The organism is Rhizobium sp. UFLA01-1127 (assembly GCF_059803845.1).
On the sequence record NZ_JAUQTZ010000021.1, the window covers coordinates 36,981 to 60,406 of the forward strand.

Consider the following 23,426-nt stretch of genomic DNA (forward strand, 5'->3'; position numbering starts at 1 on the left):
CGCGATGGTTAACCGGCAGTTAAATATGAATCGCAACGCATGCTAACGGCACACATAAATCTCAGGAGATTTTTTCCGACCCTCGGCCCTTCTGATGGTCGCACAACGAGAAAGAGCCGTTCCCGGGACAGTGGGAACGGCTCAGAGGCACCGGCCTGGACAGAAATCAGGGGACGAGACCGGGCCTCTGACTTTGATCATCGGCGCTAGGCCGCCGACGATCATGTATGTGGAATGCTTACTTCAAGCTGCCGACCGCGACGGCGCGGCCGTCCTGAATCTTGACCCAGCGGGCCGGATGATCGGCAGACTGTCGCTTGAGGAAGGTGTACTCGGTTTCCGACCAGAGCTTTACCTTGCTGCGCATGTTGTCGAGGATGAAGTCGCCGCGGTCCGTGCGAACGGTCAGCACCGCATGGCCTTCGCCGTTCGGCTGCAGCACCACCGTCATGAGCAGGTCGGACGGCGAGAAGCCGGCATCGATCAGCTGCTTGCGCTTCAGGAGCGCGAAATCCTCGCAATCGCCCGCGGTGGTCGGGATCGCCCACTTTTCCTCCACGCCGTAGAGCTCCATGTCGGTCATCGGCTTGATGGTCGTGTTGACGGTATAATTGATCTTCAGGATGGTTTTCCAGCTGTCCTGGTTGAGGATGATCGGACCCGCATCGCCGCCGGCATAGGCACACTCCCGCGGATTTTCCTTGCAGAACTCATAGTGACCGATCGGGGGAGCGGCGTCGCCGGTGATCGTCATATTGGCGGGTGCGGCCTGAGCGGGGCCGAAGATGCCGAGAGTGGAAAATATCAGAGCAGCGCAGCCGCGAAGTACGAATTGAAAGTTCATGTCCCTGTCCCTTTTTTATTGGGATCAGAATGACACGCATGATTTTATCCGACGCAAAATTGCACAGTCAAATTAAAGGCTTAGTTGAATCAAATCCGCGTCGAATTTTCATAAAATACGCAGAAAACTTGATTCAAGTTTGCGGCGAATTCGATTAAAATTTGAGTGATTTCGGTATCGGACGGAGGGAGAGGAAACACCGTATCCGGCTGCTTTACAATGATATCGGGCCAGGGAAGTTCTTAACGTCGGGGTGCCAATTCGAACGAAGGTCATGCCGCAATGAAACAAAGTGCGCATGCCGGCATCCGTTTCCGGCATCGATAGTGGCCGCATGAGCCCGAATCTGTGTCATTTTGGGAAAGCCGGCTCGAAAAATAATTTTGATTTTTATCGATGGATATCGCGACGAAGCCCGTCGGTTACGCGGATGATCGCGTCAGCCATCTCCGCGACGGCCGTTGAGTGGGCTGCGTTCGCAACGACCACCAGTTCCGCTTCCGGCCAAGCCTGCGACAGTTCCCAGGCGGTAACGAGCGGCGCCTCAAGATCCATGCGGCCCTGGATCATTGTGCATGGAATAGTGGCGAGCCGATGGATATCACGCAGAATCTGTCGGTCCTGAAGCCAGGCCAGATGGTGAAAATAATGGGTGATGATCCTGGCGCGTGCCGTCAGATAGCGCGGGTCTGACCAGCGTGGCGACAGCGCTGCGCGCGGATCGACTAGGATGGAGGCTGCTTCCCATTCGTGCCAATCCGTTGCAGCCCTGACGTGGATCGCCGGATTCGGGTCGAGCAAGAGGCGATAATAAGCGGAAACCAGATCTCCACTGCGATCCTCCTTTGGTACCGCGGCGCGAAAGCGCGCCCATTCCTCCGGAAAGAAACGGCCGAGGCCATGATAGAGCCACTCGATTTCCGATTGTCTTGTCATGGTGACACCGACAAGAAGCAAGCTCTCGATCCGTTGCGGATAGGTTTCGGCATAGGCGAGCGCCTGCGTGCAGCCCCAAGAGTTGCCGTATACGATCCAGCATTCCACGCCAAACAGCAATCGCAACCGTTCGATATCTTCCACTGTATGCCATGTCATGTTGGCGGTGAGATCGATCGCAGGCTCCGACGCATGTGGAAGACTGCCGCCGCAGCCACGCTGATCGAACTGGATGATCCGGTAGTATTGCGGGTCGAAATAGCGCCGCGTTCCCGCCGAGCTGCCCGATCCAGGCCCGCCGTGCAGGATAAGGACAGGATGGCCTTCGAGGTTGCCTGATTGCATCCAATAAATGCGCTGGCCGTCACCGACCTCAAGCAGACCCTCGGCAAAGGGCGTTGTATCCGGGTAGAGCATCTTGCCGCCACGCAATGAGAAGAAAGACAGGCGCCGCTATTTCGCGACAGCGCGTGACAGGAAGATGACGATATCAGAGAAATTCGCGCAAGGTTTCGCGCGACTGCAAGGAAAGGAATTCGATCGCCACGCCTTCCATGAAATGGCGCACGATGCGGCCGCGCATGTTGCCGAGGCGCACCGGCGTTCCGATCGCGGGGCGCACTTCGACATCGACCGCAGCACCCGAAAGCGAAAGATCCATGATGCGGCAGACATATTGCGAGCCGTCCTCAAGCGTAAGCTCGCTGCGGATGCTGCGCGGCGTCAGACGGTCGTGGCGACGATCCTCCGGCAGGCCAAGCTCATGCTTGTTGGCGAGCCATGTCAATTGCGCCGCGAGCTTTTCGCGCTTTCGTTCGGTCGCGTTGATTGACATGCTGAAGCCGCGGCCATCGACTGCAACGACGTTGCCTTCGACACGGCCGAGATGATCGATATAGGCGATAACGCGCTCGTCGGCGCGCGGACGTCCCGCACAGGTAACATAAAGATCACCCGGCGACATTTCTGTCACCAGACACTCGAATTCCTCATAACTGGCCAGCATCAGGCGGCCCTGCATGTTGATCGGGACCCGCTGGAAGGTCCGTTGATCATTGCGGATCGCATTGCTTGCCATCTGATTGGGCCGCGTCGCATGGGCCGGCTGGAATGAGTGCATGGAACCGTCTTGAACCCTATTGCAGTCTCTTCCAACTATTAGCCACAACTCCTTAAGGTAAGGTTGTCTTTCCGGAAGCATAATTCAGGAATGGTCGCCGATTCTGTCCCGTGCTGGATCAATCCCGGCACGATCGCGCCCATTCTTGGCCTGAATCAACTTGTGACGTATCCATTCACCCAGGTTGGAGCCTGCGCGAAGCGGCAGAAGATCGATCGGATCGGGGTGCGGCGGCACATCGACAAGCCGGGCAGGGCGTTCGTAGAGCAGGCGGCTGCGGTCGAGCGCCAAGAATTCCAGACGCTCGTTGCCCAGCGACGACGGATGCGCGGAGGGAGTCAGACAGCCAAGCAATCTATCGCAAGTATCGCTGGATGTGCGAACCGGCAGCAACATCAGCTCAAAAGCCATGCTGCGTCCGCTGATGCAATAGCCAGTGGCATTGATCGAAGCCGGAACGACATGCTTCATCACGCCGGCGGCAATATGCACCGGATCGTCCTGCTGGCTGCCGGCCCAGAGCGCTGCGAAATTCTCGCCGCGGATTTCACGTCCCATGAGATTGCAGATCGCGGTGCCGGCCAGCCGGAATCGCGGATTGTTGTCCGCGGTGTTTTCCAGGATGAACAGCTCCGGAAGGATATGGCTCACCGCGGATGGCTGTATCAAATTGCGCAAGGGGGCGTCCGCGTTGCCGCGTATATGCTCCCAATAGGTAAATATCTCTGTGCTCGTCTTCTGGCGCATGATGCGTCCGTGTCCCATTTCAGTTCAATTGCAAAGGCATTCATTGCCTCCACTTTGGACGTTGCGAAATCCATGCCAGAACCGGTTCGTTAGGGTTAATAAAGGGTTGTCGTTGCCTTTGGCGGCAGCGGATGAAAGAAATCGTACATCACTTCACGAAGTGACCTGCAGCACGAATTTCCGGGTGCCGGACAGGCCTTTGAGGCCAAATCCGGAGAAGAACACCCGATACGCCGCCCGTCTTTGCCGGGCGGCTTTTTTTTTGATTTTCGCTGCGCTATGTGTCGCTAACTTCTATCGAAAGCCGAGCAAGACATGGATGATGAACAGCCGCCGCGCCAAGAGCCGGAATATCCGCGGCCGCAGCAGGGTGCAACGGCATTCAATCTGCCTCCTGTCATTCTGGCCAGCCTCGCGGTTCTGATCGTCATTTTCGCGGTCATGAACCTGCCGTGGTGGTCGGACGATACGCTGAACTGGTTCTATTTCTCCTTCAGCTTCATCCCGGCGCGCTATGCCTTTCCTCTGTCGCAGCAGGGGCTGGAATGGCTTTGGACGCCGCTCACCTATTCGCTGCTGCATGGCGGGATCGAGCATATCGTCTTCAACAGCCTCTGGCTGATGGTTTTCGCCGCGCCCATAGCGAGGCGCATCGGCGCGCTTCGCTATGTCATTTTCTGGGTTTTCTCGTCTGCCGCTTCCGCCTTCATGCATGCTGCGCTCTATTGGGGTGACCAAACGCTGCTGATCGGCGCATCAGGCGTTGTTTCGGCGCTGATGGGGGCGGCTTGCCGCTTTGCCTTCCCGGCAATGGACGGCCGCCGGGCGTCGATACGGCAAGCGCATCTCAATCCGCGCCAGACCATTCTCGGTTCGCTTCGAAGCCGCACCGTCGTCGCCTATATCGTCATGTGGATTGCCGGCAATGCGCTCGTTGCTTTCGGCATCACGCTTGCCGGCGACAGTTCGCAACCGGTGGCCTGGGATGCCCATATCGGTGGCTTTCTCTTCGGATTTCTGCTTTTCGGATTATTTGATCGGCAGCCGCGTGCAGAGGCTCAGGAAGCTTTGCCGCTCGATGAATGAGCTGTTGCTTTCTCGCTGACACAAGCGCACCATTGCCGTCCGTGGGTCGCCGGATCGAGGAGACCGACACGACCGACGGGCAAGGCGCCGGTTTGAGCTCCGGGGGTAATTTCGGAACATATCGGACGCTTCAGGTGTTCACCATGCTTTCGAGATCGGAGGATCGAATGTCAGTTTCCGTAAAGGCAATACTTGAAGCCAAAGGCCGCGATGTCGTCACCACTGGGGGGAATACGACGCTTGCCGAGGCCGCGAAAATTCTCAATGAGAAACGCATCGGCGCCGTTGTCGTCGTCGGACCGGGCGCCAAGATTGCCGGAATCTTCACCGAACGCGATGTCGTCAATGCCGTCGCCAAGCATGGTTCGGAATGTCTCGACAAGCCGATCGCATCGTTGATGACCGCGAAAGTCCACCGCTGCAAGGAAGATACCACCACCGACGAACTGATGGAGCTGATGACCATGCGCCGCTTCCGTCACGTTCCTGTCGAAGATAAGGGCAAGCTTTCCGGCATCATCTCGATCGGCGACGTCGTCAAATGGCGCATCCGCGAGATCGAACTCGAGGCGGAGCAGATCAAGGCCTATATTGCCGGGTGAGGCGACGAACACGGCGACTCAATGCGAACGGCCGGATTGCAAGACATGGGCAGGACCTCTCTCCTTCTCGGCGAAGAGGTCCAAACCGACATGCCGATATTGATTTGCGTCCTAACGCGCGTAGGCTTCCTGCATGCGGCGGATTTCAGTCAATCTCGCCAATGTTTCTTCGTAGCCACGCTCTATGGCCTCGCCGGCGCGATGGAATTCCGAAAGGCCGATATCGCTGAGCCGGGGATGCAATGCGAGATCCGGCGGATCTCCGGCAAGGCGCGCGCGGGCGATCCTATCCTGTATGATATTGAAAGCCTGCACCATGACGCCGGTCATGCCGAGTTTCATGGAAGGCGGATCCTCCCGGCGCAACAGATCGCCGTTTGGCGAAGCGACATTGTGTTTGACGACGGCCGAACGGCCGAAGAGATCGTAATTCAGATTGACCGCGACCACCAGCGGCTGCTCATACGTGCGGCATACGGAAACCGGCACGGGATTGACCAGCGCGCCGTCGACCAGGGTGCGGCCGTTGGAGCGGACCGGCTCGAAAATGCCGGGCAGGGCATAGGACGCACGCAGTGCCGTGATGAGGGAGCCGTTGGCAATCCAAACCTCGTGGCCGGTGTTCAGCTCTGAAGCGACGGCAACAAAAGGATGCCCGAGATCTTCGATGGACAGCCCCTCAAGGTGCTCCTGCATGCGCTTGGTCAGCCGCATGCCGCCGAACAGGCCGCTGCCGCCGATCGTCAGGTCAAGGAGGCTCGCGATGCGGCGCATCGTCAGCGAACGGGCAAAGGCCTCGAGCTCATCCAGCTTGCCGGCAAGATAGCAGCCGCCGACCAGAGCGCCGATCGAAGTACCGGCGATCATGCCGACCGCGATATCTGCCTCATCGAGGGCACGCAGAACGCCGATATGCGCCCAGCCACGCGCGGCACCGCCGCCGAGCGCCAAAGCGATCTTGACTTTTTTCGGGGGAGCGGGAGGGAGAAGCGGAGTTGACGTATCCTGAGAGAGGCCTGAACCGGTCGAGTTCTGTCCGCCGATGTGACGATTCAACCCCCAATTCAGCATCTGACGCCTCCTGCGAGGCTCCGTATGCCTCGGCTAAAATACTGTCCCTTTTTCGTTTCCAAATCGTATACTGGTTGTGGCCTGCTGAAACACCAGCACCGATGGATCTACTGTTTGTAGACTTCTTCCGGGTTGAAATGCAGATGATCGTCGACCACGCTCAGCACCGGCTTGCCGTCTTCCAGCGCAACAGTGCGATAAAAGCAGGAACGGCGCCCAGTATGACATGTTGCGTCATGTCCGGCGACTTCCACCTTCAGCCAGATCGCATCCTGGTCGCAGTCCGTGCGAATTTCCTTCACCGACTGCAGGTTTCCGGAGGTCTCACCCTTCTTCCAGATCTTTCCGCGGGAACGGCTGAAATAATGCGCTATGCCGGTCTTGATCGTCAATGCGAGCGCCTCGGCATTCATATGCGCGACCATCAGCAGTTCGCTGTCATGAGCATCCGTCACGATCGCAGTGATCAGGCCGCGATCGTCGAAACGGGGCGTGAAATCGCCCGCATCCTCCAGCTCGGACTTGTCTTCTGAAGGAGCATTGAAAATCAGATTCATCCCCAGCTCTTTCGTTGAAGCCTGGCTAGAGCCTTTTCGCTTTTCCTCGGATCGCGAACACGCTCCATCCCTCTGCTTTTACCCAATTCCGAACGGAAAGCCGCTGCGCACTTTTCCTGGAATTGCTTTGGAGCATGATGCCGAAAAGTGTGATCGGTTTTCGGACGACATCATGCTCCACTTCCTTTGTTCCACAACGGATTCAGATTTCTGGTCGAACAGACGTGAAATCATCCGGCTCTAGCGACCCCGGACCATCGACATGAAGCGTACCTGCTCGGCGGGATCGGCCTTGAAGGCGCCCGTGAAGGTGGTGGTCAGCGTCGAGGAGCCCTGTTTCTGCACGCCGCGCATCGCCATGCACATATGCTCGGCGTCGAGCATGACGGCAACGCCGCGCGGGCGCAGTGTCTCGTCGATCGAATTGGCGATCTGCGCCGTCATGGCCTCCTGCGTCTGCAGGCGACGGCCGAAGATCTCGACGACGCGGGCGATCTTGGAGAGCCCGAGGACACGGCCCTTCGGCAGATAGGCGACGTGAGCCTTGCCGATGATCGGCACCATGTGGTGTTCGCAATGAGAGAAAAACGGAATGTCGCGCACGAGGACCATGTCATCATAGCCGGAGACCTCTTCGAAGGTGCGGCCGAGCACGTCCTCTGGATTCAAGTCATAGCCGGAAAAAAGCTCACGATAGGCCTTCGCGACGCGCGCGGGCGTATCCAGCAGGCCCTCGCGCTGCGGATCGTCGCCGGCCCAGCGCAGCAGGACGCGGATCGCATCTTCGGCTTCCTTCTGGGTTGGGCGTTCAGAAACAACGGTTTGCGGAAAGTTCTTTACAATGGCGTCCATTACCTGTGGTTCTCCTGACCCGCTCTGCGGATATCATTTTGTCGGACTCGCCACTGGCATTCCCCGAGGGTACGGAGTTTTGTACCTTTGGCGGGCTCCGGGGCGTTCTGGCTGGCGGACAAGCCTGCCGTCCTGCACGGTTTCCCATCAAACTTACATAAGACCATTGCATTTCGATGGCCTTCGAACGACATACATATAGTATGGCATCGTCCCTGTGGAAGTGTCCTGAATGGACACGCTGTGTTTTTTGTTACGAAACACTAGAGCCGGATGATTTTTAGGTCTGCTCGACCTAAAATCCGGATCCGCTCTAGATTAAATAAGTAGAGCATGATGTCATCCGAAAACTGCCCACACTTTTCGGCATTATGCTCTAACAAGTGCATCGGAGCAAATCTGTGATGGACGACATCTATAACAGCAAAATCCTGGAGTTTGCCGGTAACATCGGCCGTATAGGCAGTCTTCCTGACGCCGATGCCAGTGCCCAGGCCCATTCCAGACTATGCGGTTCCCGCGTAAAAATCTGGCTGAAAATGGACGGCGATGTCGTGACCGATTTTGCGCATGACGTCAAGGCCTGTGCGCTCGGCCAGGCATCGTCGTCGATCATGGCCCTTCATGTCGTGGGTGCTTCGGCGGATGAGGTGCGCAAGGCTCGCGAGGATATGCTCGCCATGCTCAAGGCCGATGGCGAAGGGCCGGACGGCCGCTTCGAGGATATGCGCTATCTGAAACCGGTCAGGGATTACAAGGCGCGCCACGCCTCCACCATGCTGACCTTCGATGCCGTTGTGGATGCGATCGGGCAGATCGAAGCCGCGCGCGAGAGTGAGGTTGTCGAGGCCTTATCGTGAGTCCTTTTATGTGGAGCGCGCATATCCCCCTCTGTCACTTCGTGACATCTCCCCCACATGGGGGGAGATCGTTGGGAGTTTGCCGCGATCTCCGCTTAGCCCCACCAATTACCAAGGGATAGTGAGTTATGTGCTATCTCTGCTCAATACAAGATGATGATGAAGAAGAGGGTGGAGCTGCGGCAAGCTCCAAACCGATCTCCCCCCATGTGGGGGAGATGTCACGAAGTGACAGGTATGCCGCACGGCAAGTCGGCCGAAATTACTCCGGCCCTTTCCGCAAGACGCCGGACCGGCTTTTGGGCATGGGTCTCATTCGCTTGTATCAGCTCACGCTTTCCGGTTTTGTCGGCAATGCCTGCCGCCATATCCCGACCTGCTCGGAATATGGCTATGAAGCCGTCGCTCGCCACGGGCTTTGGGCCGGTGGCTGGATGACGCTGTTTCGCGTGGCCCGCTGCGGACCGGGAGGTACAAGCGGGCTCGATCCGGTCCCCGGCGAGCTGGAGAAGCGCTATCATTGGTGGACGCCCTGGCGCTATTTCCGCCACGGACAGAAGGTCGCCTGATCCGCATGGCTCGCTACGTGGCGTTGCTCCACAGCATCGTGCTCGGCGCCGGGCGCAGGGTTGTCATGAGCGATCTCAAGGCCATGGCGGAGAGTTTGGGCTTTCGCAATGTCCGCACTCTGGTGGCGACCGGCAATCTCGTTTTCGAAGCCGAGCCACAGCTGATCGCATCGGTCGAGGCACAGTTTGAAGCCGGTTTTGCTGCCGCTTTCGGCAAGCATGTCGATATCATCGCCCGCGATGCCGATGCATGGTTGAGGCTTGCCGAGGGCAATCCCTTTCCCGAAGGGATCGGCAGCGAAGTCATCGTTCGGGTGATGAGGCAGCCGCTTGAACCAGATGCTCTCGATAGGCTTGCGAAATACCGTCAAGGCGAGCGCATGGCCGTCGTCGATGGCGACCTCTGGATCGATTTCGGTCTCAAGGCCAGCGAGACGAAACTGCTGCCGGTCTTGACGACGAAACGCCTCGGCGTCGGAACGATGCGGAATTGGAACACCGTGCGTGGTTTGGCCGAGATGATCCGGTCCTAGCGCCGCTTTTCCTTTACTAGAATGCGAAATACCGTTATCAGGCGCGCGGACATAAGTACGCATTTACTTAGTCCTTATCTTTCGAAACCACCCGCATTCGTTGGCGGGACTGGACAAGGAGAATATCGATGTCCCAATCCGTTTCCCTGACATTTCCCGACGATTCCGTGCGCAGCTTCGCTGTCGGCACGACCGGTCGCGATGTCGCCGAATCCATTTCCAAGTCGCTCGCCAAGAAGGCTGTCGCCATTGCCATCGACGGCACCGTGCGCGACCTTTCCGACCCGGTGACCGACGGCAGGATCGAGATCATTACCCGCTCGGACGACCGCGCACTGGAGCTCATCCGCCACGACACCGCGCACGTTCTCGCCGAAGCCGTACAGGAACTTTGGCCGGGAACGCAGGTGACGATCGGTCCGGTCATCGAAAACGGCTTCTATTACGACTTCGCCAAGAACGAGCCCTTTACGCCCGACGACCTGCCTGTCATCGAGAAGCGGATGCGCGAGATCATTCAGCGCAACAAGCCGTTTACCAAGGAAATCTGGTCGCGCGAAAAGGCGAAGGAAGTCTTTGCCGCCAAGGGCGAGCGCTACAAGGTGGAACTGGTCGATGCGATCCCTGAAGGCCAGGATCTGAAGATCTACTTTCAGGGCGACTGGTTCGATCTCTGCCGCGGCCCGCATATGGCCTCGACGGGCCAGATCGGCAGCGCCTTCAAGCTGATGAAGGTTGCCGGCGCCTATTGGCGCGGCGACAGCAATAATCCGATGCTGACCCGCATCTACGGCACGGCATTCGCCGAGCAGGCGGATCTCGATAACTACCTGCACATTCTCGCCGAAGCCGAAAAGCGCGATCATCGCCGTCTCGGCCGCGAAATGGACCTGTTCCATTTCCAGGAAGAAGGGCCCGGCGTCGTCTTCTGGCACGGCAAGGGCTGGCGCATGTTCCAGACGCTGGTGTCCTATATGCGCCGGCGGCTGCAGGGCGATTACCAGGAAGTCAACGCGCCGCAGGTGCTCGACAAGTCGCTTTGGGAGACTTCCGGTCACTGGGGCTGGTACCGTGACAACATGTTCAAGGTGACCGTCGCCGGCGAAGATACCGACGATGATCGCGTCTTTGCGCTGAAGCCGATGAACTGCCCCGGTCATATCCAGATCTTCAAGCATGGCTTGAAGTCTTACCGCGAACTGCCGATCCGCCTTGCGGAATTCGGCGCAGTCCATCGCTATGAGCCTTCGGGCGCGCTGCATGGCCTGATGCGCGTGCGCGGCTTCACGCAGGACGACGCGCACATCTTCTGCACCGACGAGCAGATGGCGGCGGAGTGCCTGAAGATCAACGATCTCATTCTCTCGGTCTATGAGGACTTCGGCTTCAAGGAGATCGTCGTCAAGCTCTCGACCCGTCCGGAAAAGCGTGTCGGGTCGGATGAGCTGTGGGATCGCGCCGAAAGCGTGATGATGGACGTGCTGAAGATGATAGAGGCGCAGTCCGAAGGACGCATCAAGACCGGCATTCTGCCGGGCGAGGGCGCTTTCTACGGTCCGAAGTTCGAATATACGCTGAAGGACGCCATCGGCCGTGAATGGCAGTGCGGCACGACGCAGGTCGATTTCAACCTGCCGGAGCGCTTCGGTGCGTTCTACATCGATCAGCACTCGGAAAAGACACAGCCTGTCATGATCCATCGCGCCATCTGCGGCTCGATGGAGCGCTTCCTCGGCATCCTGATCGAGAACTTTGCCGGCCATATGCCGCTGTGGGTTTCGCCGTTGCAGGTCGTCGTCGCCACCATCACCTCCGAAGCCGACGCCTATGGCGAAGAGGTTGCGGAAGCGCTGCGCGATGCCGGTCTCACAGTGGAGACCGATTTCCGCAATGAGAAGATCAACTACAAGATCCGCGAGCATTCCGTTACCAAGGTTCCGGTGATCATCGTCTGCGGCAAGAAGGAAGCCGAGGAGCGCTCGGTCAATATCCGCCGCCTCGGCAGTCAATCGCAGACATCCATGTCGCTCGACGAGGCGATCGCATCACTCGCCCTCGAAGCCACTCCGCCGGATGTCCTGCGCAAGCGCGCAGCGCGTCGGTCCAAAGTCGCTTAACGGCCCTGATATCTGACGGCACCCTCGGGGTGCCGTCAGAGAACTGACATACAGCTTTCATATATTTGATGAATCAACGCGTTGCTGTGGCTGCAACATGGGGCGCGACTGAACCATAGGAGCGGGGCAGCCCCGTGGCGCACTTGGAATTCAAAGAATTATCCTACGCCAATGAACGGGATCCGCGCATCAAGCGTTGGTTCATCCGCTCGATCGAAGGTCTTTCCGGCCGTGACCGTTACGCCCGGCTCTACGACATCTGGCGCACCGATATCGTCGGCAAGAGCGAGCGGGTCTTTGGCAAGATGCTCGATCTCATCGATGTGCGTCTGCTCATCAAGGGTGAATGGCCGCCAAATCAGATTCCCGAGGCGCCGATCGTCATCGTCGCCAATCATCCCTATGGCATCGGCGACGGCATCGCCGTGCTGGCACTGGCCGAGCAATTGGGTCGCCCCTTCAAGGTCCTGATCAACAATGAACTGTTGAAGGTGCCGGAATTGCTCGATTATTCGCTTCCGGTTTCCTTCGAGGAAACCAAGGAGGCGATGGCGGTCAACATGAAGACCCGGCACGAGGCCGTTCGCCTGCTCAAGGAAGGCACCACCATCATCGTCTTCCCGGCGGGCGGCGTCGCGACGGCGAAGAAAGGTTTCGGGCGGGCAGAGGATCTGCCCTGGAAAATATTCCCCGCCAAGCTCATCCAGACAGCGCGCGCGAGCGTCATTCCCATCTATTTCGAGGGGCAGAACGGGCGGCTGTTCCATCTGGCGAGCCGCATCTCGATGACCTTGCGCATCTCGCTACTGATCCGCGAGTTCCGGCGTCTTTCCGGCAGCACCATTACCGCCCATATCGGCGCGCTTAGAAACTGGGAGACGCTCAGCGAGGGCAGCGACCGCAAGGATCTGCTCTCAAAGCTTTACGGGGCGGTTTTTTCCATGGCACCACCGAGAAAAGTGCTGCGGCGCAAGGCTGGGTGAACGGAGTGGGCGCTGCAATCCCCATCTGCGCTGGGCGACTATTGTCATAGCTTCAGCCGGCGGCCAAATGGGGAACGCCGGCGTCAATCCATGCTATCTCCGTCATCGCCGCCACCGGCCGGCGTCAATTGCTCGTAGGTCGGCAAAGGCTGCTGATTGGTGGTCGCCGGCGGCGTCTGGCTCTGGCGCATCGGCGGCATCTGGATCGGAAGCTGGCGGGCAGGCTGTTCGTCGTTGGCATCCTGCGGCTGCTGCTGCTTCATCAGCACCTCCACATCGGTATTCATGCCGGCGGCGACAGCGAAGTCGCGCTGATAGATCTTGTCCTTGTTGCGGGCAACGGCGGTATAGCGGCCCTCGGCAAGCACCATGGTCGGAAAGGCACTGACGCTTTCGCCGACGATATCGCCTGCGGATGTCAGGACCGACCAAGCCGTGTCGGCGATCGCTTCGCCGCCGGCGTCCGACACCAGCTTGAGTGTGATCTTTGCCGCCCTGTGCTGGATGGTCGCCTGCGTCACCTTGCCTGCTTCCACCTGGATATCGGCGCGGATGACGGCGTTGACGTCGCCATATTCGGAAACGATGTGGTAGGTGCCGGCGCTGAGGCCGACCAGCGTATTCGGCTTGACGTCGTCCATGACAAGACCGCGTTCGCCGTCTTCCTTGGCTTCGCTCGAATAGATCGAGAAACTGAGTTCATTTGGTGGAATTCGGACATCAGATCCGGATACGGCATTCAAAACCATGCCGCCGGCATCGAGAACCATCGTCTGCTTCTGCGTATCGCCCGTTTCCGGCACGCTCAGCCTCTTGGTGACGCCGGCGCGGCCGAAGGAGACGTTGACGAAGTAGTCGCCGGGCGGAAGGTGAAAGGAGGCAGAGCCGCCGCGCGAACTGGCAACCAAGGGCAGCTTGCCATCGGCACCGGCTATCGGGCTGAAGACATACCACGATAGACCCTGCTGCTGCGCACCGCTCTGAGGCGTCATCTTGGCTTCGAGGAAAACATCGCGCAGCGTCCGGGCAGCCGAGTTTTCACCATTCGGCGCCACGAAGGCGTTGAGCTTCGGCATCTTCACGCTGCCGTCGAGCTGCTTGAATTCCTTGAAGGCATCCTGCGCCGAGGCGGCCCCGCTCAAACCGGCAAGCATCGCGAAAGCCGCGCTCAATCGGCGAGCGGATGAAATGCCTGACATGGATACCCAACCGATTGACTTCCGATAAAACACACGCCACTTCAAAACCAATGCAGTGGCAAATTCAAGACCTACATCCTCCCGTAAGCCAAAATGAAAGCAGTCTCTCAATGAAAACCGATATCAAGCTGGTCGATTATCTCGCCGTGCGCCGATCGATTCCTGCATTTCAAATGTCGGAGCCGGGGCCGGAAAAGGCAGAGATCGAGGAGATCATCCGGCTGGCCTCGCGAGTGCCTGATCACGGCAAGCTCGCACCCTGGCGCTTCATCGTCTACCGCGGCAAGGAACGCGCACGCATCGGCGAAGAACTGCTCAAACTCGCACTGGAAACCAAGCCGGATCTTTCCGAGGAGATGATCCAGGTCGAACGGACCCGCTTCACCCGCGCCCCGGTCGTCATTGCCGTCGTCAGCAAGGCGGCGCCGCATTTCAAGATTCCGGAATGGGAGCAGCTGATGTCGGCCGGTGCGCTTTGCATGAACCTGCTGATTGCGGCCAACGCGCATGGCTGGGTCTCCAACTGGCTGACCGAATGGTTTGCATTCGACGAGCGCGCCTATCCGCTGCTTGGCGTCGCACAGGGCGAGAAGGTGGCCGGCTTCATCCATATCGGCTCCACGACCTTCCCGCCGGTGGAACGTCCGCGTCCGGAGCTATCCGAAACCGTGACCTGGGTCGGCGGCGAGGACGCGTGATGTTCTATACGACGGATACCAATCGCCACGGTCTCGCGCACGATCCTTTCAAGGCGATCGTTGCTCCGAGGCCGATCGGCTGGATCGGCAGCAAGGGCAGGGATGGTTCGCTGAACCTGTCCCCTTATTCCTTCTTCAATGCGGTCAGCGACCGGCCCAAGCTGGTGATGTTCTCATCGTCCGGCCGAAAGGACAGCGTGCGCAATATCGAGGAAACGGGTGTATTCACCGCGAACCTCGTCAGCCGCAATCTCGTGGAGAAAATGAATCATTCCTCGATTGCCGTGCCATACGGCGTCAACGAATTCGAGCTCGCCGGACTGACGGCAAAGCCCGGCAAGCTGGTCGATGCGCCTTATGTGGGCGAAGCTTTCGCTGTGCTGGAATGCCGCGTGACCGAGATGCTGCAACCCAAAGGGCTCGATGGCGAGGCGTCGGAAAACATCATGGTCATCGGGCAGGTCGTCGGCATCCATATCGACGAGGCGGTCATTCGCAACGGCAGGCTGGACATGGCACTTGCGCGCCCCGTCGCGCGCATGGGCTACATGGACTATAGCGAAGGCAGCGACGTTTTCGAAATGATGCGTCCGAAGACTCCGTGACGAGCGCCGGAGCGTGATGTCGAAAAGCGCAAGCGAATTCGGATTTTAGGCCGAACAGACCTAAAATCATCCGGCTCCAGTTGCGCCGATATGCGAAAAGTTAACAAGCAAGGTAAACGTCCCGTAAACCTTTCCTCGATAGCGTAGAGGATATGAATTTGCGGGGCAGGAATCGCCTCGTCGATACCGGGGCGTTACGTGATCATAGAAGCATTCCTTCGCTGGGCTGAAACCGCCAAGGCAGAAAGCAGAGCCCGGGCGGCCAACGCACTCGGCAGAGCCTATTTGCAGTCGAATATGCCGAAGGAAGAGCGTGACGCCGCGGAAATGGCGATGACCTATCTGCTCGACGATCCGTCTCCACGTGTGCGGTTGGCGCTCGCAGAAGCCGTCGCCCGCTCGGCCGGCGCGCCGCGAAACGTCATTCTGTCCCTTGCCGAGGATCAGCCCGAGATTGCCGGGCAGATCATCCTGTTTTCGCCCGTCTTCACCGACGCCGATCTTGTCGATCTTGCATTGCGTGGCAGCGACGTGGCGCGGGTTCTGATCGCCTCCCGCGGACAGGTGCCGCGCGCAGTTTGTGCAGCGCTTGCCGAGATCGGCGGAGAGGCCGAGATCCTGTGTCTGCTTGAGAACGACGGTGCGTTGCTTTCGCGGGCATCTCTGAAACGTATCGCGGAGCGGCTGGGCAGTTGCTCCGACATACGCGGACTGCTTCTTTCCCGCGATACGTTGTCTTCCGAAATCAGGCACCTGCTGATGCGTCAGGTCACTGAAGCGCTATCGGAATCGATGCTCGTTCAGGCTGTTATCGGCAGTTCCAGGCTTCAGCAGGTGACGCGTGAGGCGAGCGAGTCCGCAACCGTCGCGATCGCGGGAGCGGCGCAGCATGAGCAACTGCCCGACCTGGTCGAGCATCTGAGGCAAAGCGGATGGCTGACGCCTGCCTTCCTCATGCATGCGCTTTGCTCCGGCAAGGTGGATTTCTTCGCCTGTGCGATCACCAATCTCTCAGGCTGCGATGAACGGCGCGTGCGCTCGATCATTTCAAGGGGCCGCGTCTATGCCATCCGGGCACTTTACGAGAGCGCCGGACTGAGCAGGGACATCAGCACGATCTTTGTCGAGGCGACAATGATATGGCGCGAATCCTCGCGCAGGAACGGTGCCGCGCTGCTGGAAGACGTTTCTTCGCGCCTGATGCGCAAATTCCGCCTCACGGAGCAACCTCCCGCCGCCGCGACACAGCTCCTCGACATGGTGGAGAAGCTTGCGAATGCCGAACGCCGACAGGCGGCGCGCAGCTTTGCTGCACTGGCGACGCTCGCTGCTGCGTGATATCCAGCGGCCGATCTTATCTTTTCGAGGTTCATCTTGCTGCTGACGATCTCTGCCGAATCCCCGCGTCAGGAAGGCGTCATTCGTCTTCTGGACATGTCGAGCGCTTATGTGGAAGCGCTTTATCCGCCTGAAAGCAACCATATCCTCGACCTTGCCGCACTGGAGAAGCCTGAAGTGACCTTCTGGGTCGCCAGGATCGAAGGGGACATTGTCGGATGTTGCGCCCTTGTGGAATCGGACGACGGCACTGCCGAGATCAAGCGCATGTTCGTCGATCAGGCCGCCAGGGGCCGCAGCGTTGCACGCAGGCTGATGGAGACGCTCGAGGCGGCGGCGCTCGAAAGAAATCTTTCCGTAATCCGGCTGGAAACCGGCATATACCAACCGGAGGCGATAAGCCTCTACCGGAAGTTCGGATACATCGAGATTGCGGCTTTCGGCGACTACCAGCCGGACCCGCTCAGCCTGTTCATGGAAAAGCGGTTGACGCGGGAGTAACCCGGTGATCAGCGCTCGTTAGCGTCCCGGACATGCAGCTGCAGCTCCGGTTCCTGAGTTTGATGCTGCTCTTCTGTCAATTCGGCTTCACGAATCCATTCCCGCCAGATTGCCACCATGATCGCCATCAAGACCGGGCCGATGAAAAGGCCGAGAAAGCCCATGGTCTTCACGCCGCCGACCAGGCCGAAGAAGGTCGGCAGGAAGGGCAGTTTGATCGGGCCGCCGACGAGCTTGGGGCGAAGCGTCTTATCGACGATGAAAAGCTCGATCGTGCCCCAGAGGAAGAGCGCGATACCGGCCCAGAGCGCACCACTGGCGACGAGATAGATCGAGACGAGCGACATCGAAAGCGGCGCACCGCCCGGCACGAGCGCCATAACGCCGGTGAGTACGCCGAGCGTAATGGCAGAAGGCGCACCGGCGAGCCAATAGGCCACGCCAAGAACGATGCCTTCACCGATAGCGATCAGCGTCATGCCCATGACGGTCGAGCTGATCGTCGCCGGCACGACGCGGGAAATGCGCTCCCAGCGATTGGGCAGGATGCGCTCGCCGAGCAGATCGACCTGCCGAACGAATGTCGAGCCGTCGCGATAGATGAAGAAGAGGGCGATCAGCATGAAGAGCAAGGTCAGAACGACGTGGAACGCGCCGCCGCCGGCCGCAAGCACCGCCCTGTAGATATTGCCGATATGCGCGCCGCTCACGAGCTGCGCCAGCTCGCCGAGCGAGCCCGGGCTGCCGACATATTGCGTCCATTGATCGCCGAGCCACGAGCCGATGACGGGCAAAGCCAGAATCCATTGCGGCGGCGGTGCGCCGTCTCGGTTCACATGGATGGCCCAGCCGAACCAGTCACGCACCTCTCCGGCCATGTAGAGGGCGGAGAGGACGATCGGCAGGACGAGAAAGGTCACGATGAACGCAATGGCGATGCTGGCGGCAACTGTCGTATTTCCGCCGGTTCGGCGCACGATGTCGCTATAGAGCGGCCAAGTGGCAAAGCCGATAACTGCTGCGGCCAGAACCGGAACGAGAAAGCCATAGAAGAAATAGATGCCTGCAACGGCAATCAGGATCAGCAGCCAACGCGCAGCGGAGATAGAAGGTATCAGCGGCATGCGCGCATGCGCGCTCGGCCCCAGCCACCGATGTTCTCTCGGCTTTTGACGTTCAAATACACCCACCGGACTTACTTTGCCCCTTTTTCGTAAGATCAACCGGTTATGGGGTATGATCTTGGCCGTTTCAAGAGCGACGGCCTGAAAGCCTCTTTATTCCGCTGCCGTGACAATAGCACGACTGAAGCGTAAACCAGAGCAACGTTGCCGGAAGGAATGCCGGATTATCTTGAAGGCGAAAACTGTGTTTTCCGCGTCGGATCGAAACTATTGTCAGCGACAAGCATCAGCAGGTCGGCGCCACCCTTTGCCTTGCCGCAGACAATACCTTCGATATTTCCGGGAAAACCGCCGAACGCACACAAATCCATGATCCGTGTCTTGCGTACCGGCAGGATGCCCTGAGTAGCACTCGATCGACAATTGTCCGAAAGTCGGCTGTGCCAATCGGCGGCTGGTCTGCCGTCAGATATCCAGATCCTCGGCGAAAGCAGCCCGTTCCTGAATGAAGCGGAAGCGAGCTTCGGCCTTGGTACCCATCAGATTGTCGACGGCATCGCGGGTTCCCTCGAAATCGACCTCGTCGATCTCGATGCGCAGCAGGGTGCGCTTCGAAGGATCCATCGTCGTTTCCTTGAGCTGAGCCGGCAGCATTTCGCCCAGACCTTTGAAGCGGCTGATCTCGACCTTGCCTTTGCCCTTGAATTCCGTTGCCATCAGTTCCTGTCGATGAGCATCGTCGCGGGCATAGATGGATTTCGAACCCTGCGTGATCTTGTAGAGCGGCGGTACGGCCAAAAAGAGATGACCCTGGCGGATCAGCTCGGGCATCTCCTGATAGAAGAAGGTGATTAGCAGCGAAGCGATGTGCGCGCCATCGACGTCGGCATCGGTCATGACGACGATGCGCTGATAGCGAAGATCTTCCTCGCGATATTTCGTGCGGGTGCCGCAGCCAAGCGCCTGGACGAGGTCGGCAATCTGCTGGTTGGCAGAAAGCTTCTCGCGGCCGGCGCTGGCGACGTTGAGGATCTTGCCGCGCAGCGGCAGGATCGCCTGGTTGGTGCGGTTTCGCGCCTGCTTGGCTGAGCCACCTGCCGAATCGCCCTCGACGAGGAAGAGTTCGGCACCTTCGGCAGCACTCTGCGAGCAATCCGCCAGCTTGCCGGGCAGGCGGAGCTTACGCACGGCGGTCTTGCGGTTGACTTCCTTTTCCTTGCGGCGGCGCATGCGCTCTTCCGAGCGCTCGATCACCCATTCCAGCAGCTTTTCGGCTTCGGCCGGATTGTCGGCAAGATAATGGTCGAAGGGATCGCGCAGGGCGTTTTCGACGATGCGCTGGGCTTCGACCGTCGCAAGCTTGTCCTTCGTCTGGCCGACGAATTCCGGTTCCCGGATGAAGATCGACAGCATGCCGACGCCCGAAATCATCACGTCGTCCGTGGTAATATTGGCGGCACGCTTGTTCTGGGTGAGGTCGGCGTAGTTTTTCAGGCCCTTGGTGAGCGCGATGCGGAAGCCGGCCTCGTGCGTACCGCCCTCGGGCGTCGGGATCGTGTTGCAGTAGGAATGGATCTGCGGGTCGCCGCCATACCAGGTGATCGCCCATTCGAGCGAACCGTGGCCGCTCTCCTTCTCCGACTTGCCGGCAAAGATCTCGCGCGTGACGGTGAACTCGTTGCCCATCGTCGCCTTGAGGTAATCCTTCAAGCCGCCGGGGAAGTGGAACACCGCCTTTTCGGGAACATCGGCACCTTCCGGCGCCAGTTCCGGATCGCAGCTCCAGCGGATTTCGACGCCGCCGAACAGATAGGCCTTTGAGCGGGCCATGCGGAAAACGCGGGCCGGTTCGAAGCGGGCGTGATCGCCGAAGATCTGCGGGTCGGGATGGAAGCGGACGCGCGTGCCGCGCCGGTTGTGCACATCGCCCAGCTCTTCCAGGCCGCCGACCGGCAAGCCGCGCGAGAAGCGCTGGCGATAGAGCTTGCGGTTGCGGGCGACTTCGACTTCCAGATCGTCCGACAGCGCGTTGACGACGGACACGCCGACGCCATGCAGACCGCCTGACGTTTCATAGGCCTTGCCGTCGAACTTGCCGCCGGCATGCAGCTTGGTCATGATGACTTCGAGCGTCGACTTGCCGGGCACCTGCGGATGGTTTTCCACGGGAATGCCGCGGCCGTTGTCGGTGACCGTCAGATAGCCTTCCCGATCAAGATAGACTTCGATGAAATTGGCGTGGCCGGCCACGGCCTCGTCCATGGAGTTGTCGATGACTTCGGCAAAAAGGTGGTGCAGCGCCTTCTCGTCCGTGCCGCCGATATACATGCCGGGACGCATGCGGACGGGCTCGAGCCCTTCGAGAACACGGATGGAGCTCGCGCCATATTCCTCCGACGATTGGGTCGTCGGAGCCGCGCGCTGTGCGGGCGCAGGAGCCGGCTTTTCTGTCTTTGCGGCCGGCTTTTCCGCCGCTTCCGGTTTCGGCGGGCGGGGGAGGCCGGAGAAGAGATCGTTGCTGTTATCCATAGAATTTCAAGCTGCTCAGATTTGTTCTGGTGGGGCCAGACCCCTTTATTATCGCATTTGTCGCCGGTATTCGCGAATCACCGTGATTCTGCCAGAAACGGCACACAAGAGCGATGGTGCCCCACGACAGGGCAGATTCATGAAAGAGATTTGCGTTGCCGGGTGAAGAATGGCAAGCCCGATGGCCGATCGGAGGAAGTGTCCGCATGCCAATGTCCACAGCTCATTTGCCCATCCTGTCCGCAATCTCCGGCATTTTGCTTCTGGCGTCCACCCAAGCGGCTTCGGCAGACATGCTGAAGCCTTTCAAGGACGAGCTGTTTGCCAATCAGACAGTCATCGAAACTCACGACAACGGCGCGTTCCAGACGATCGATTACCAGGAAATGCGTGACATTAACGGCCGCGACCAGATTCCGGAAAAGCGTGTGAAGCCGGCCTATGTCGATACCGGCGTGCGCTGGAAGGCGCAGGAAGACGAAACCCTGCAGCTTGGCGACCGTAAAGTGGATGTCACCCGCATAGGCCAAGCGTCGAAGCAGGCCTTTACCGTCATCTTCATCCACGGCCGCGGCGGCGACCGCAGGCTCGGTTCCAACGATTATACATTCGGCGGCAATTTCAACCGGCTGAAGAATCTGGCCTACCGCAATGGCGGCACCTATTATGCGCCGAGCGTCAAAGGGTTCGACAGCAACGGCGTCGCCGATATCGCCGCGCTGATCCGTTATTCCTACGAGCAGTCTGGCGGCAAGCCCGTCATCCTCACCTGCGCCTCCATGGGCAGCTTCATCTGCTGGGGCATCACCCGCGATGGCGAAAGCGTCAAGCGCCTGAAGGGCATGGCGATCCTGAGCGGCGTCACCGATCCGGATTTCACGAAGAGCGCCTTCTACAAGGCCAAGCTGCCGCTCTGGTTCACACATGGCAGCAAGGATCCGGTCTATGCTGCGGCCGACCAGCAGGCGCTGTTCGAAAAACTCTATAAGGCGCATTATCCGACACGCTTCACGCTTTTCGAGACCGGAAATCACGGAACGCCGGTACGCATGACCGATTGGCGCAAGGTGCTGAACTGGATCGTCGATCCACAGGCATCTTAAAACGCTCAGACGCCGGATTATTTTCCGGATAAGCATTTTTCAAACGATTTTAACTGGTTCCGGTCCCGTTCGATAACTTTCCTTTCCTCCCCCTTTTTGTTAGTCCGACTGTTGAAATAGGGGGAGACATTCGGAATGACGAAGACCGTACGGCCGCTCCTGGCCGGAAATTGGAAGATGAACGGCACGCGCGCGAGCCTGGATCAGATCAAGGCGATCGCGGATGGCGTCAAGGCGCCGCTGTCGGAAAAGATCGATACGCTGCTGTGCCCCCCGGCCACATTGCTCTATGTCGCGACAGCGCTTTGCGACGACAGCCCGCTCGCCATCGGCGCCCAGGACTGCCATCAGCAGGTGAGCGGCGCCCACACCGGCGATATCTCGGCCGAGATGATTGCCGACTGCTTCGGCACTCATGTCATCGTCGGCCATTCCGAGCGCCGCAGGAATCACGCTGAAAGCGATATGCTGGTACGCGCAAAGGCGCAGGCAGCGCATGATGCAGGGTTGATTGCCATCATCTGCATCGGCGAGACTGCCTATGAGCGCAACAGCGGCCAGACTTTGGAGGTTCTGAAGCGGGAGCTGCTGGGGTCGATTCCGGATGGCTCGACGGCGGCAACGACCGTAATTGCTTACGAGCCCGTCTGGGCAATCGGCACCGGCGTCGTCCCCACTCAGGAAAATGTCGAGGAGGCACACGCCTTCATCCGCGCCGAGCTGATCCAGCGCTTCGGCAAGGACGGCGCGAATATGCGAATCCTTTACGGCGGATCGGTCAGCGGCGCCAACGCGCGCGATCTTCTCGATGTTCCACACGTCAACGGCGTGCTTGTCGGAGGGCAGAGCTTGAAAGCCGCCGACTTCCTCGCCATTTATGCGGCATTCGAACGGCAGTTCGCCTGAAGCAACGACTTGCCCGAAATTCCGGCCCTAAAAGGACTTGGAATAGGCGAGAGCCTCATGTAAAGAGCCGCGAGCTTTTATTTTTGATGCCCGCACCGGGCAGGACTGGATCTATGCAAACCGTACTGCTTGTCATCTATCTCATGGTTGTCATCGCCCTCATCGGCGTTGTGCTGATTCAGCGCTCGGAAGGTGGCGGCCTCGGCATCGGCGGCGGATCGGGCTTCATGTCCGCGCGCGGTACGGCCAATGCGCTGACGCGCACCACGGCCATTCTCGCGGCGCTCTTCTTCGCGCTCGCGCTCGGCATGAACGTGCTGTCGCGCTTCGAAGCTCGCCCGACCGACATTCTCAACCGTATCCCGAGCACGGCCGGCCAGGGCAACGGCATCCTTGATTCGCTCGGCGGCCAGAAGGGTTCCGCTCCGGCGACGACGCCGGCCAAGCCGGCCGACAATAGCGGCGTTCCGAACAGCGGCGCCGTCGCGCCGCAGTCGCAGGCGACACCGCCTGCCTCGACGAACCAGCCCGCCGCGACGGCACCTG

General features: G+C 59.3%; 24 protein-coding genes. 14 read left to right on the forward strand and 10 right to left on the reverse strand.

What is annotated here, in order from left to right; all coding sequences use genetic code 11:
* Positions 1-238: 238 nt before the first annotated feature.
* The 4 genes from Q4Q11_RS07670 to Q4Q11_RS07685 form a co-directional block, all read right to left on the reverse strand.
* Positions 239-844 carry a transglutaminase-like cysteine peptidase gene (locus tag Q4Q11_RS07670; RefSeq protein WP_113214038.1) on the reverse strand — a complete coding sequence of 202 codons (606 nt, stop codon included), beginning with the start codon at positions 842-844 and terminating at the stop codon, positions 239-241.
* Positions 845-1,234: 390 nt separating this feature from the next.
* Positions 1,235-2,197 carry a prolyl aminopeptidase gene (gene pip / locus Q4Q11_RS07675; RefSeq protein WP_498569127.1) on the reverse strand — a complete coding sequence of 321 codons (963 nt, stop codon included), beginning with the start codon at positions 2,195-2,197 and terminating at the stop codon, positions 1,235-1,237.
* A 73-nt stretch (positions 2,198-2,270) separates the two neighbouring features.
* Complete coding sequence (locus Q4Q11_RS07680) at positions 2,271-2,900, reverse strand: PilZ domain-containing protein (RefSeq protein WP_112512433.1); 630 nt, start codon at positions 2,898-2,900, stop codon at positions 2,271-2,273.
* Between the two features lie 84 nt (positions 2,901-2,984).
* Positions 2,985-3,647: a PAS domain-containing protein gene (locus Q4Q11_RS07685; RefSeq protein WP_498569128.1), complete on the reverse strand. Its 663-nt coding sequence runs from the start codon at positions 3,645-3,647 to the stop codon at positions 2,985-2,987.
* Between the two features lie 315 nt (positions 3,648-3,962).
* On the opposite strand from Q4Q11_RS07685, the gene Q4Q11_RS07690 reads away from it, so the two are divergent.
* Together Q4Q11_RS07690 and Q4Q11_RS07695 are read left to right on the forward strand one after the other, a co-directional pair.
* A complete protein-coding gene (locus Q4Q11_RS07690) occupies positions 3,963-4,733 on the forward strand; it encodes a rhomboid family intramembrane serine protease (RefSeq protein ID WP_498569129.1) in 771 nt (256 codons plus the stop codon).
* 167 nt (positions 4,734-4,900) lie between these two features.
* Entirely contained in the window at positions 4,901-5,335 is a 435-nt protein-coding gene (locus Q4Q11_RS07695) for a CBS domain-containing protein (RefSeq protein ID WP_112512430.1), read from the forward strand.
* 111 nt (positions 5,336-5,446) lie between these two features.
* On the opposite strand, the gene Q4Q11_RS07700 is transcribed toward Q4Q11_RS07695, so the two are convergent.
* The 3 genes from Q4Q11_RS07700 to folE all read right to left on the reverse strand — a co-directional run bounded on the left by Q4Q11_RS07700 (position 5,447) and on the right by folE (position 7,815).
* Entirely contained in the window at positions 5,447-6,406 is a 960-nt protein-coding gene (locus tag Q4Q11_RS07700) for a patatin-like phospholipase family protein (RefSeq protein ID WP_112512429.1), read from the reverse strand.
* A 107-nt stretch (positions 6,407-6,513) separates the two neighbouring features.
* Positions 6,514-6,963, reverse strand: a complete 450-nt coding sequence (gene hisI, locus Q4Q11_RS07705; protein WP_112512428.1) for a phosphoribosyl-AMP cyclohydrolase — start codon at positions 6,961-6,963, stop codon at positions 6,514-6,516.
* 240 nt (positions 6,964-7,203) lie between these two features.
* The gene (gene folE, locus Q4Q11_RS07710) at positions 7,204-7,815 is read right to left on the reverse strand and encodes a GTP cyclohydrolase I FolE (RefSeq protein ID WP_498569130.1); all 612 of its coding nucleotides are present in this window, start codon (positions 7,813-7,815) and stop codon (positions 7,204-7,206) included.
* A gap of 404 nt (positions 7,816-8,219) precedes the next feature.
* Here folE and Q4Q11_RS07715 point away from each other — a divergent pair, with 404 nt between their 5' ends.
* The 5 genes from Q4Q11_RS07715 (at position 8,220) to Q4Q11_RS07735 (ending at position 12,877) form a co-directional block, all read left to right on the forward strand.
* On the forward strand, positions 8,220-8,675 hold the full coding sequence (locus tag Q4Q11_RS07715) for an iron-sulfur cluster assembly scaffold protein (protein ID WP_498569131.1): 456 nt from the start codon (positions 8,220-8,222) through the stop codon (positions 8,673-8,675).
* A gap of 128 nt (positions 8,676-8,803) precedes the next feature.
* Positions 8,804-9,244 carry a membrane protein insertion efficiency factor YidD gene (gene yidD, locus Q4Q11_RS07720; RefSeq protein ID WP_498569132.1) on the forward strand — a complete coding sequence of 147 codons (441 nt, stop codon included), beginning with the start codon at positions 8,804-8,806 and terminating at the stop codon, positions 9,242-9,244.
* A gap of 5 nt (positions 9,245-9,249) precedes the next feature.
* A complete protein-coding gene (locus Q4Q11_RS07725; RefSeq protein ID WP_112512424.1) occupies positions 9,250-9,777 on the forward strand; it encodes a DUF1697 domain-containing protein in 528 nt (175 codons plus the stop codon).
* Positions 9,778-9,905: 128 nt separating this feature from the next.
* Complete coding sequence (thrS, locus tag Q4Q11_RS07730; RefSeq protein WP_498569133.1) at positions 9,906-11,894, forward strand: threonine--tRNA ligase; 1,989 nt, start codon at positions 9,906-9,908, stop codon at positions 11,892-11,894.
* Between the two features lie 143 nt (positions 11,895-12,037).
* Positions 12,038-12,877: a lysophospholipid acyltransferase family protein gene (locus tag Q4Q11_RS07735; protein ID WP_498569136.1), complete on the forward strand. Its 840-nt coding sequence runs from the start codon at positions 12,038-12,040 to the stop codon at positions 12,875-12,877.
* A gap of 83 nt (positions 12,878-12,960) precedes the next feature.
* On the opposite strand, the gene Q4Q11_RS07740 is transcribed toward Q4Q11_RS07735, so the two are convergent.
* On the reverse strand, positions 12,961-14,076 hold the full coding sequence (locus Q4Q11_RS07740; RefSeq protein WP_498569134.1) for an RgsD C-terminal domain-containing protein: 1,116 nt from the start codon (positions 14,074-14,076) through the stop codon (positions 12,961-12,963).
* Positions 14,077-14,186: 110 nt separating this feature from the next.
* Here Q4Q11_RS07740 and Q4Q11_RS07745 point away from each other — a divergent pair, with 110 nt between their 5' ends.
* From Q4Q11_RS07745 to Q4Q11_RS07760, 4 genes are all read left to right on the forward strand, one after another.
* Positions 14,187-14,774 (forward strand): nitroreductase family protein, encoded by a 588-nt coding sequence (locus Q4Q11_RS07745; protein ID WP_112512420.1) that lies wholly within the window; start codon positions 14,187-14,189, stop codon positions 14,772-14,774.
* A complete protein-coding gene (locus tag Q4Q11_RS07750; RefSeq protein ID WP_112512419.1) occupies positions 14,774-15,379 on the forward strand; it encodes a flavin reductase family protein in 606 nt (201 codons plus the stop codon). Before Q4Q11_RS07745 ends, Q4Q11_RS07750 begins: the two co-directional genes overlap by 1 nt.
* A 183-nt stretch (positions 15,380-15,562) precedes the next feature.
* Positions 15,563-16,717 (forward strand): DUF2336 domain-containing protein, encoded by a 1,155-nt coding sequence (locus Q4Q11_RS07755; protein WP_498569137.1) that lies wholly within the window; start codon positions 15,563-15,565, stop codon positions 16,715-16,717.
* 96 nt (positions 16,718-16,813) lie between these two features.
* A complete protein-coding gene (locus tag Q4Q11_RS07760) occupies positions 16,814-17,218 on the forward strand; it encodes a GNAT family N-acetyltransferase (protein ID WP_498569138.1) in 405 nt (134 codons plus the stop codon).
* Between the two features lie 8 nt (positions 17,219-17,226).
* On the opposite strand, the gene Q4Q11_RS07765 is transcribed toward Q4Q11_RS07760, so the two are convergent.
* Both Q4Q11_RS07765 and parE read right to left on the reverse strand, forming a co-directional pair.
* Positions 17,227-18,408 (reverse strand): AI-2E family transporter, encoded by a 1,182-nt coding sequence (locus Q4Q11_RS07765; RefSeq protein WP_112512417.1) that lies wholly within the window; start codon positions 18,406-18,408, stop codon positions 17,227-17,229.
* A gap of 399 nt (positions 18,409-18,807) precedes the next feature.
* A complete protein-coding gene (gene parE, locus Q4Q11_RS07770; RefSeq protein ID WP_112512416.1) occupies positions 18,808-20,871 on the reverse strand; it encodes a DNA topoisomerase IV subunit B in 2,064 nt (687 codons plus the stop codon).
* A gap of 206 nt (positions 20,872-21,077) precedes the next feature.
* On the opposite strand from parE, the gene Q4Q11_RS07775 reads away from it, so the two are divergent.
* The 3 genes from Q4Q11_RS07775 to secG form a co-directional block, all read left to right on the forward strand.
* Positions 21,078-21,974, forward strand: a complete 897-nt coding sequence (locus tag Q4Q11_RS07775) for an alpha/beta hydrolase family protein (protein ID WP_113214029.1) — start codon at positions 21,078-21,080, stop codon at positions 21,972-21,974.
* Between the two features lie 135 nt (positions 21,975-22,109).
* The gene (gene tpiA / locus Q4Q11_RS07780; RefSeq protein ID WP_112512414.1) at positions 22,110-22,880 is read left to right on the forward strand and encodes a triose-phosphate isomerase; all 771 of its coding nucleotides are present in this window, start codon (positions 22,110-22,112) and stop codon (positions 22,878-22,880) included.
* Between the two features lie 113 nt (positions 22,881-22,993).
* On the forward strand, positions 22,994-23,426 hold a 433-nt coding region (gene secG / locus Q4Q11_RS07785), incomplete at its 3' end, for a preprotein translocase subunit SecG (RefSeq protein ID WP_498569135.1).

Coding starts and splice junctions, on each gene's coding strand:
- Q4Q11_RS07670 (WP_113214038.1), bottom strand. CDS start 844: ATGAACTTTCAATTCGTACTTCGCGGCTGCGCTGCTCTGATATTTTCC.
- pip (WP_498569127.1), bottom strand. CDS start 2,197: ATGCTCTACCCGGATACAACGCCCTTTGCCGAGGGTCTGCTTGAGGTC.
- Q4Q11_RS07680 (WP_112512433.1), bottom strand. CDS start 2,900: ATGCACTCATTCCAGCCGGCCCATGCGACGCGGCCCAATCAGATGGCA.
- Q4Q11_RS07685 (WP_498569128.1), bottom strand. CDS start 3,647: ATGCGCCAGAAGACGAGCACAGAGATATTTACCTATTGGGAGCATATA.
- Q4Q11_RS07690 (WP_498569129.1), top strand. CDS start 3,963: ATGGATGATGAACAGCCGCCGCGCCAAGAGCCGGAATATCCGCGGCCG.
- Q4Q11_RS07695 (WP_112512430.1), top strand. CDS start 4,901: ATGTCAGTTTCCGTAAAGGCAATACTTGAAGCCAAAGGCCGCGATGTC.
- Q4Q11_RS07700 (WP_112512429.1), bottom strand. CDS start 6,406: ATGCTGAATTGGGGGTTGAATCGTCACATCGGCGGACAGAACTCGACC.
- hisI (WP_112512428.1), bottom strand. CDS start 6,963: ATGAATCTGATTTTCAATGCTCCTTCAGAAGACAAGTCCGAGCTGGAG.
- folE (WP_498569130.1), bottom strand. CDS start 7,815: ATGGACGCCATTGTAAAGAACTTTCCGCAAACCGTTGTTTCTGAACGC.
- Q4Q11_RS07715 (WP_498569131.1), top strand. CDS start 8,220: ATGGACGACATCTATAACAGCAAAATCCTGGAGTTTGCCGGTAACATC.
- yidD (WP_498569132.1), top strand. CDS start 8,804: ATGTGCTATCTCTGCTCAATACAAGATGATGATGAAGAAGAGGGTGGA.
- Q4Q11_RS07725 (WP_112512424.1), top strand. CDS start 9,250: ATGGCTCGCTACGTGGCGTTGCTCCACAGCATCGTGCTCGGCGCCGGG.
- thrS (WP_498569133.1), top strand. CDS start 9,906: ATGTCCCAATCCGTTTCCCTGACATTTCCCGACGATTCCGTGCGCAGC.
- Q4Q11_RS07740 (WP_498569134.1), bottom strand. CDS start 14,076: ATGTCAGGCATTTCATCCGCTCGCCGATTGAGCGCGGCTTTCGCGATG.
- Q4Q11_RS07745 (WP_112512420.1), top strand. CDS start 14,187: ATGAAAACCGATATCAAGCTGGTCGATTATCTCGCCGTGCGCCGATCG.
- Q4Q11_RS07750 (WP_112512419.1), top strand. CDS start 14,774: ATGTTCTATACGACGGATACCAATCGCCACGGTCTCGCGCACGATCCT.
- Q4Q11_RS07760 (WP_498569138.1), top strand. CDS start 16,814: ATGTCGAGCGCTTATGTGGAAGCGCTTTATCCGCCTGAAAGCAACCAT.
- parE (WP_112512416.1), bottom strand. CDS start 20,871: ATGGATAACAGCAACGATCTCTTCTCCGGCCTCCCCCGCCCGCCGAAA.
- Q4Q11_RS07775 (WP_113214029.1), top strand. CDS start 21,078: ATGCCAATGTCCACAGCTCATTTGCCCATCCTGTCCGCAATCTCCGGC.
- tpiA (WP_112512414.1), top strand. CDS start 22,110: ATGACGAAGACCGTACGGCCGCTCCTGGCCGGAAATTGGAAGATGAAC.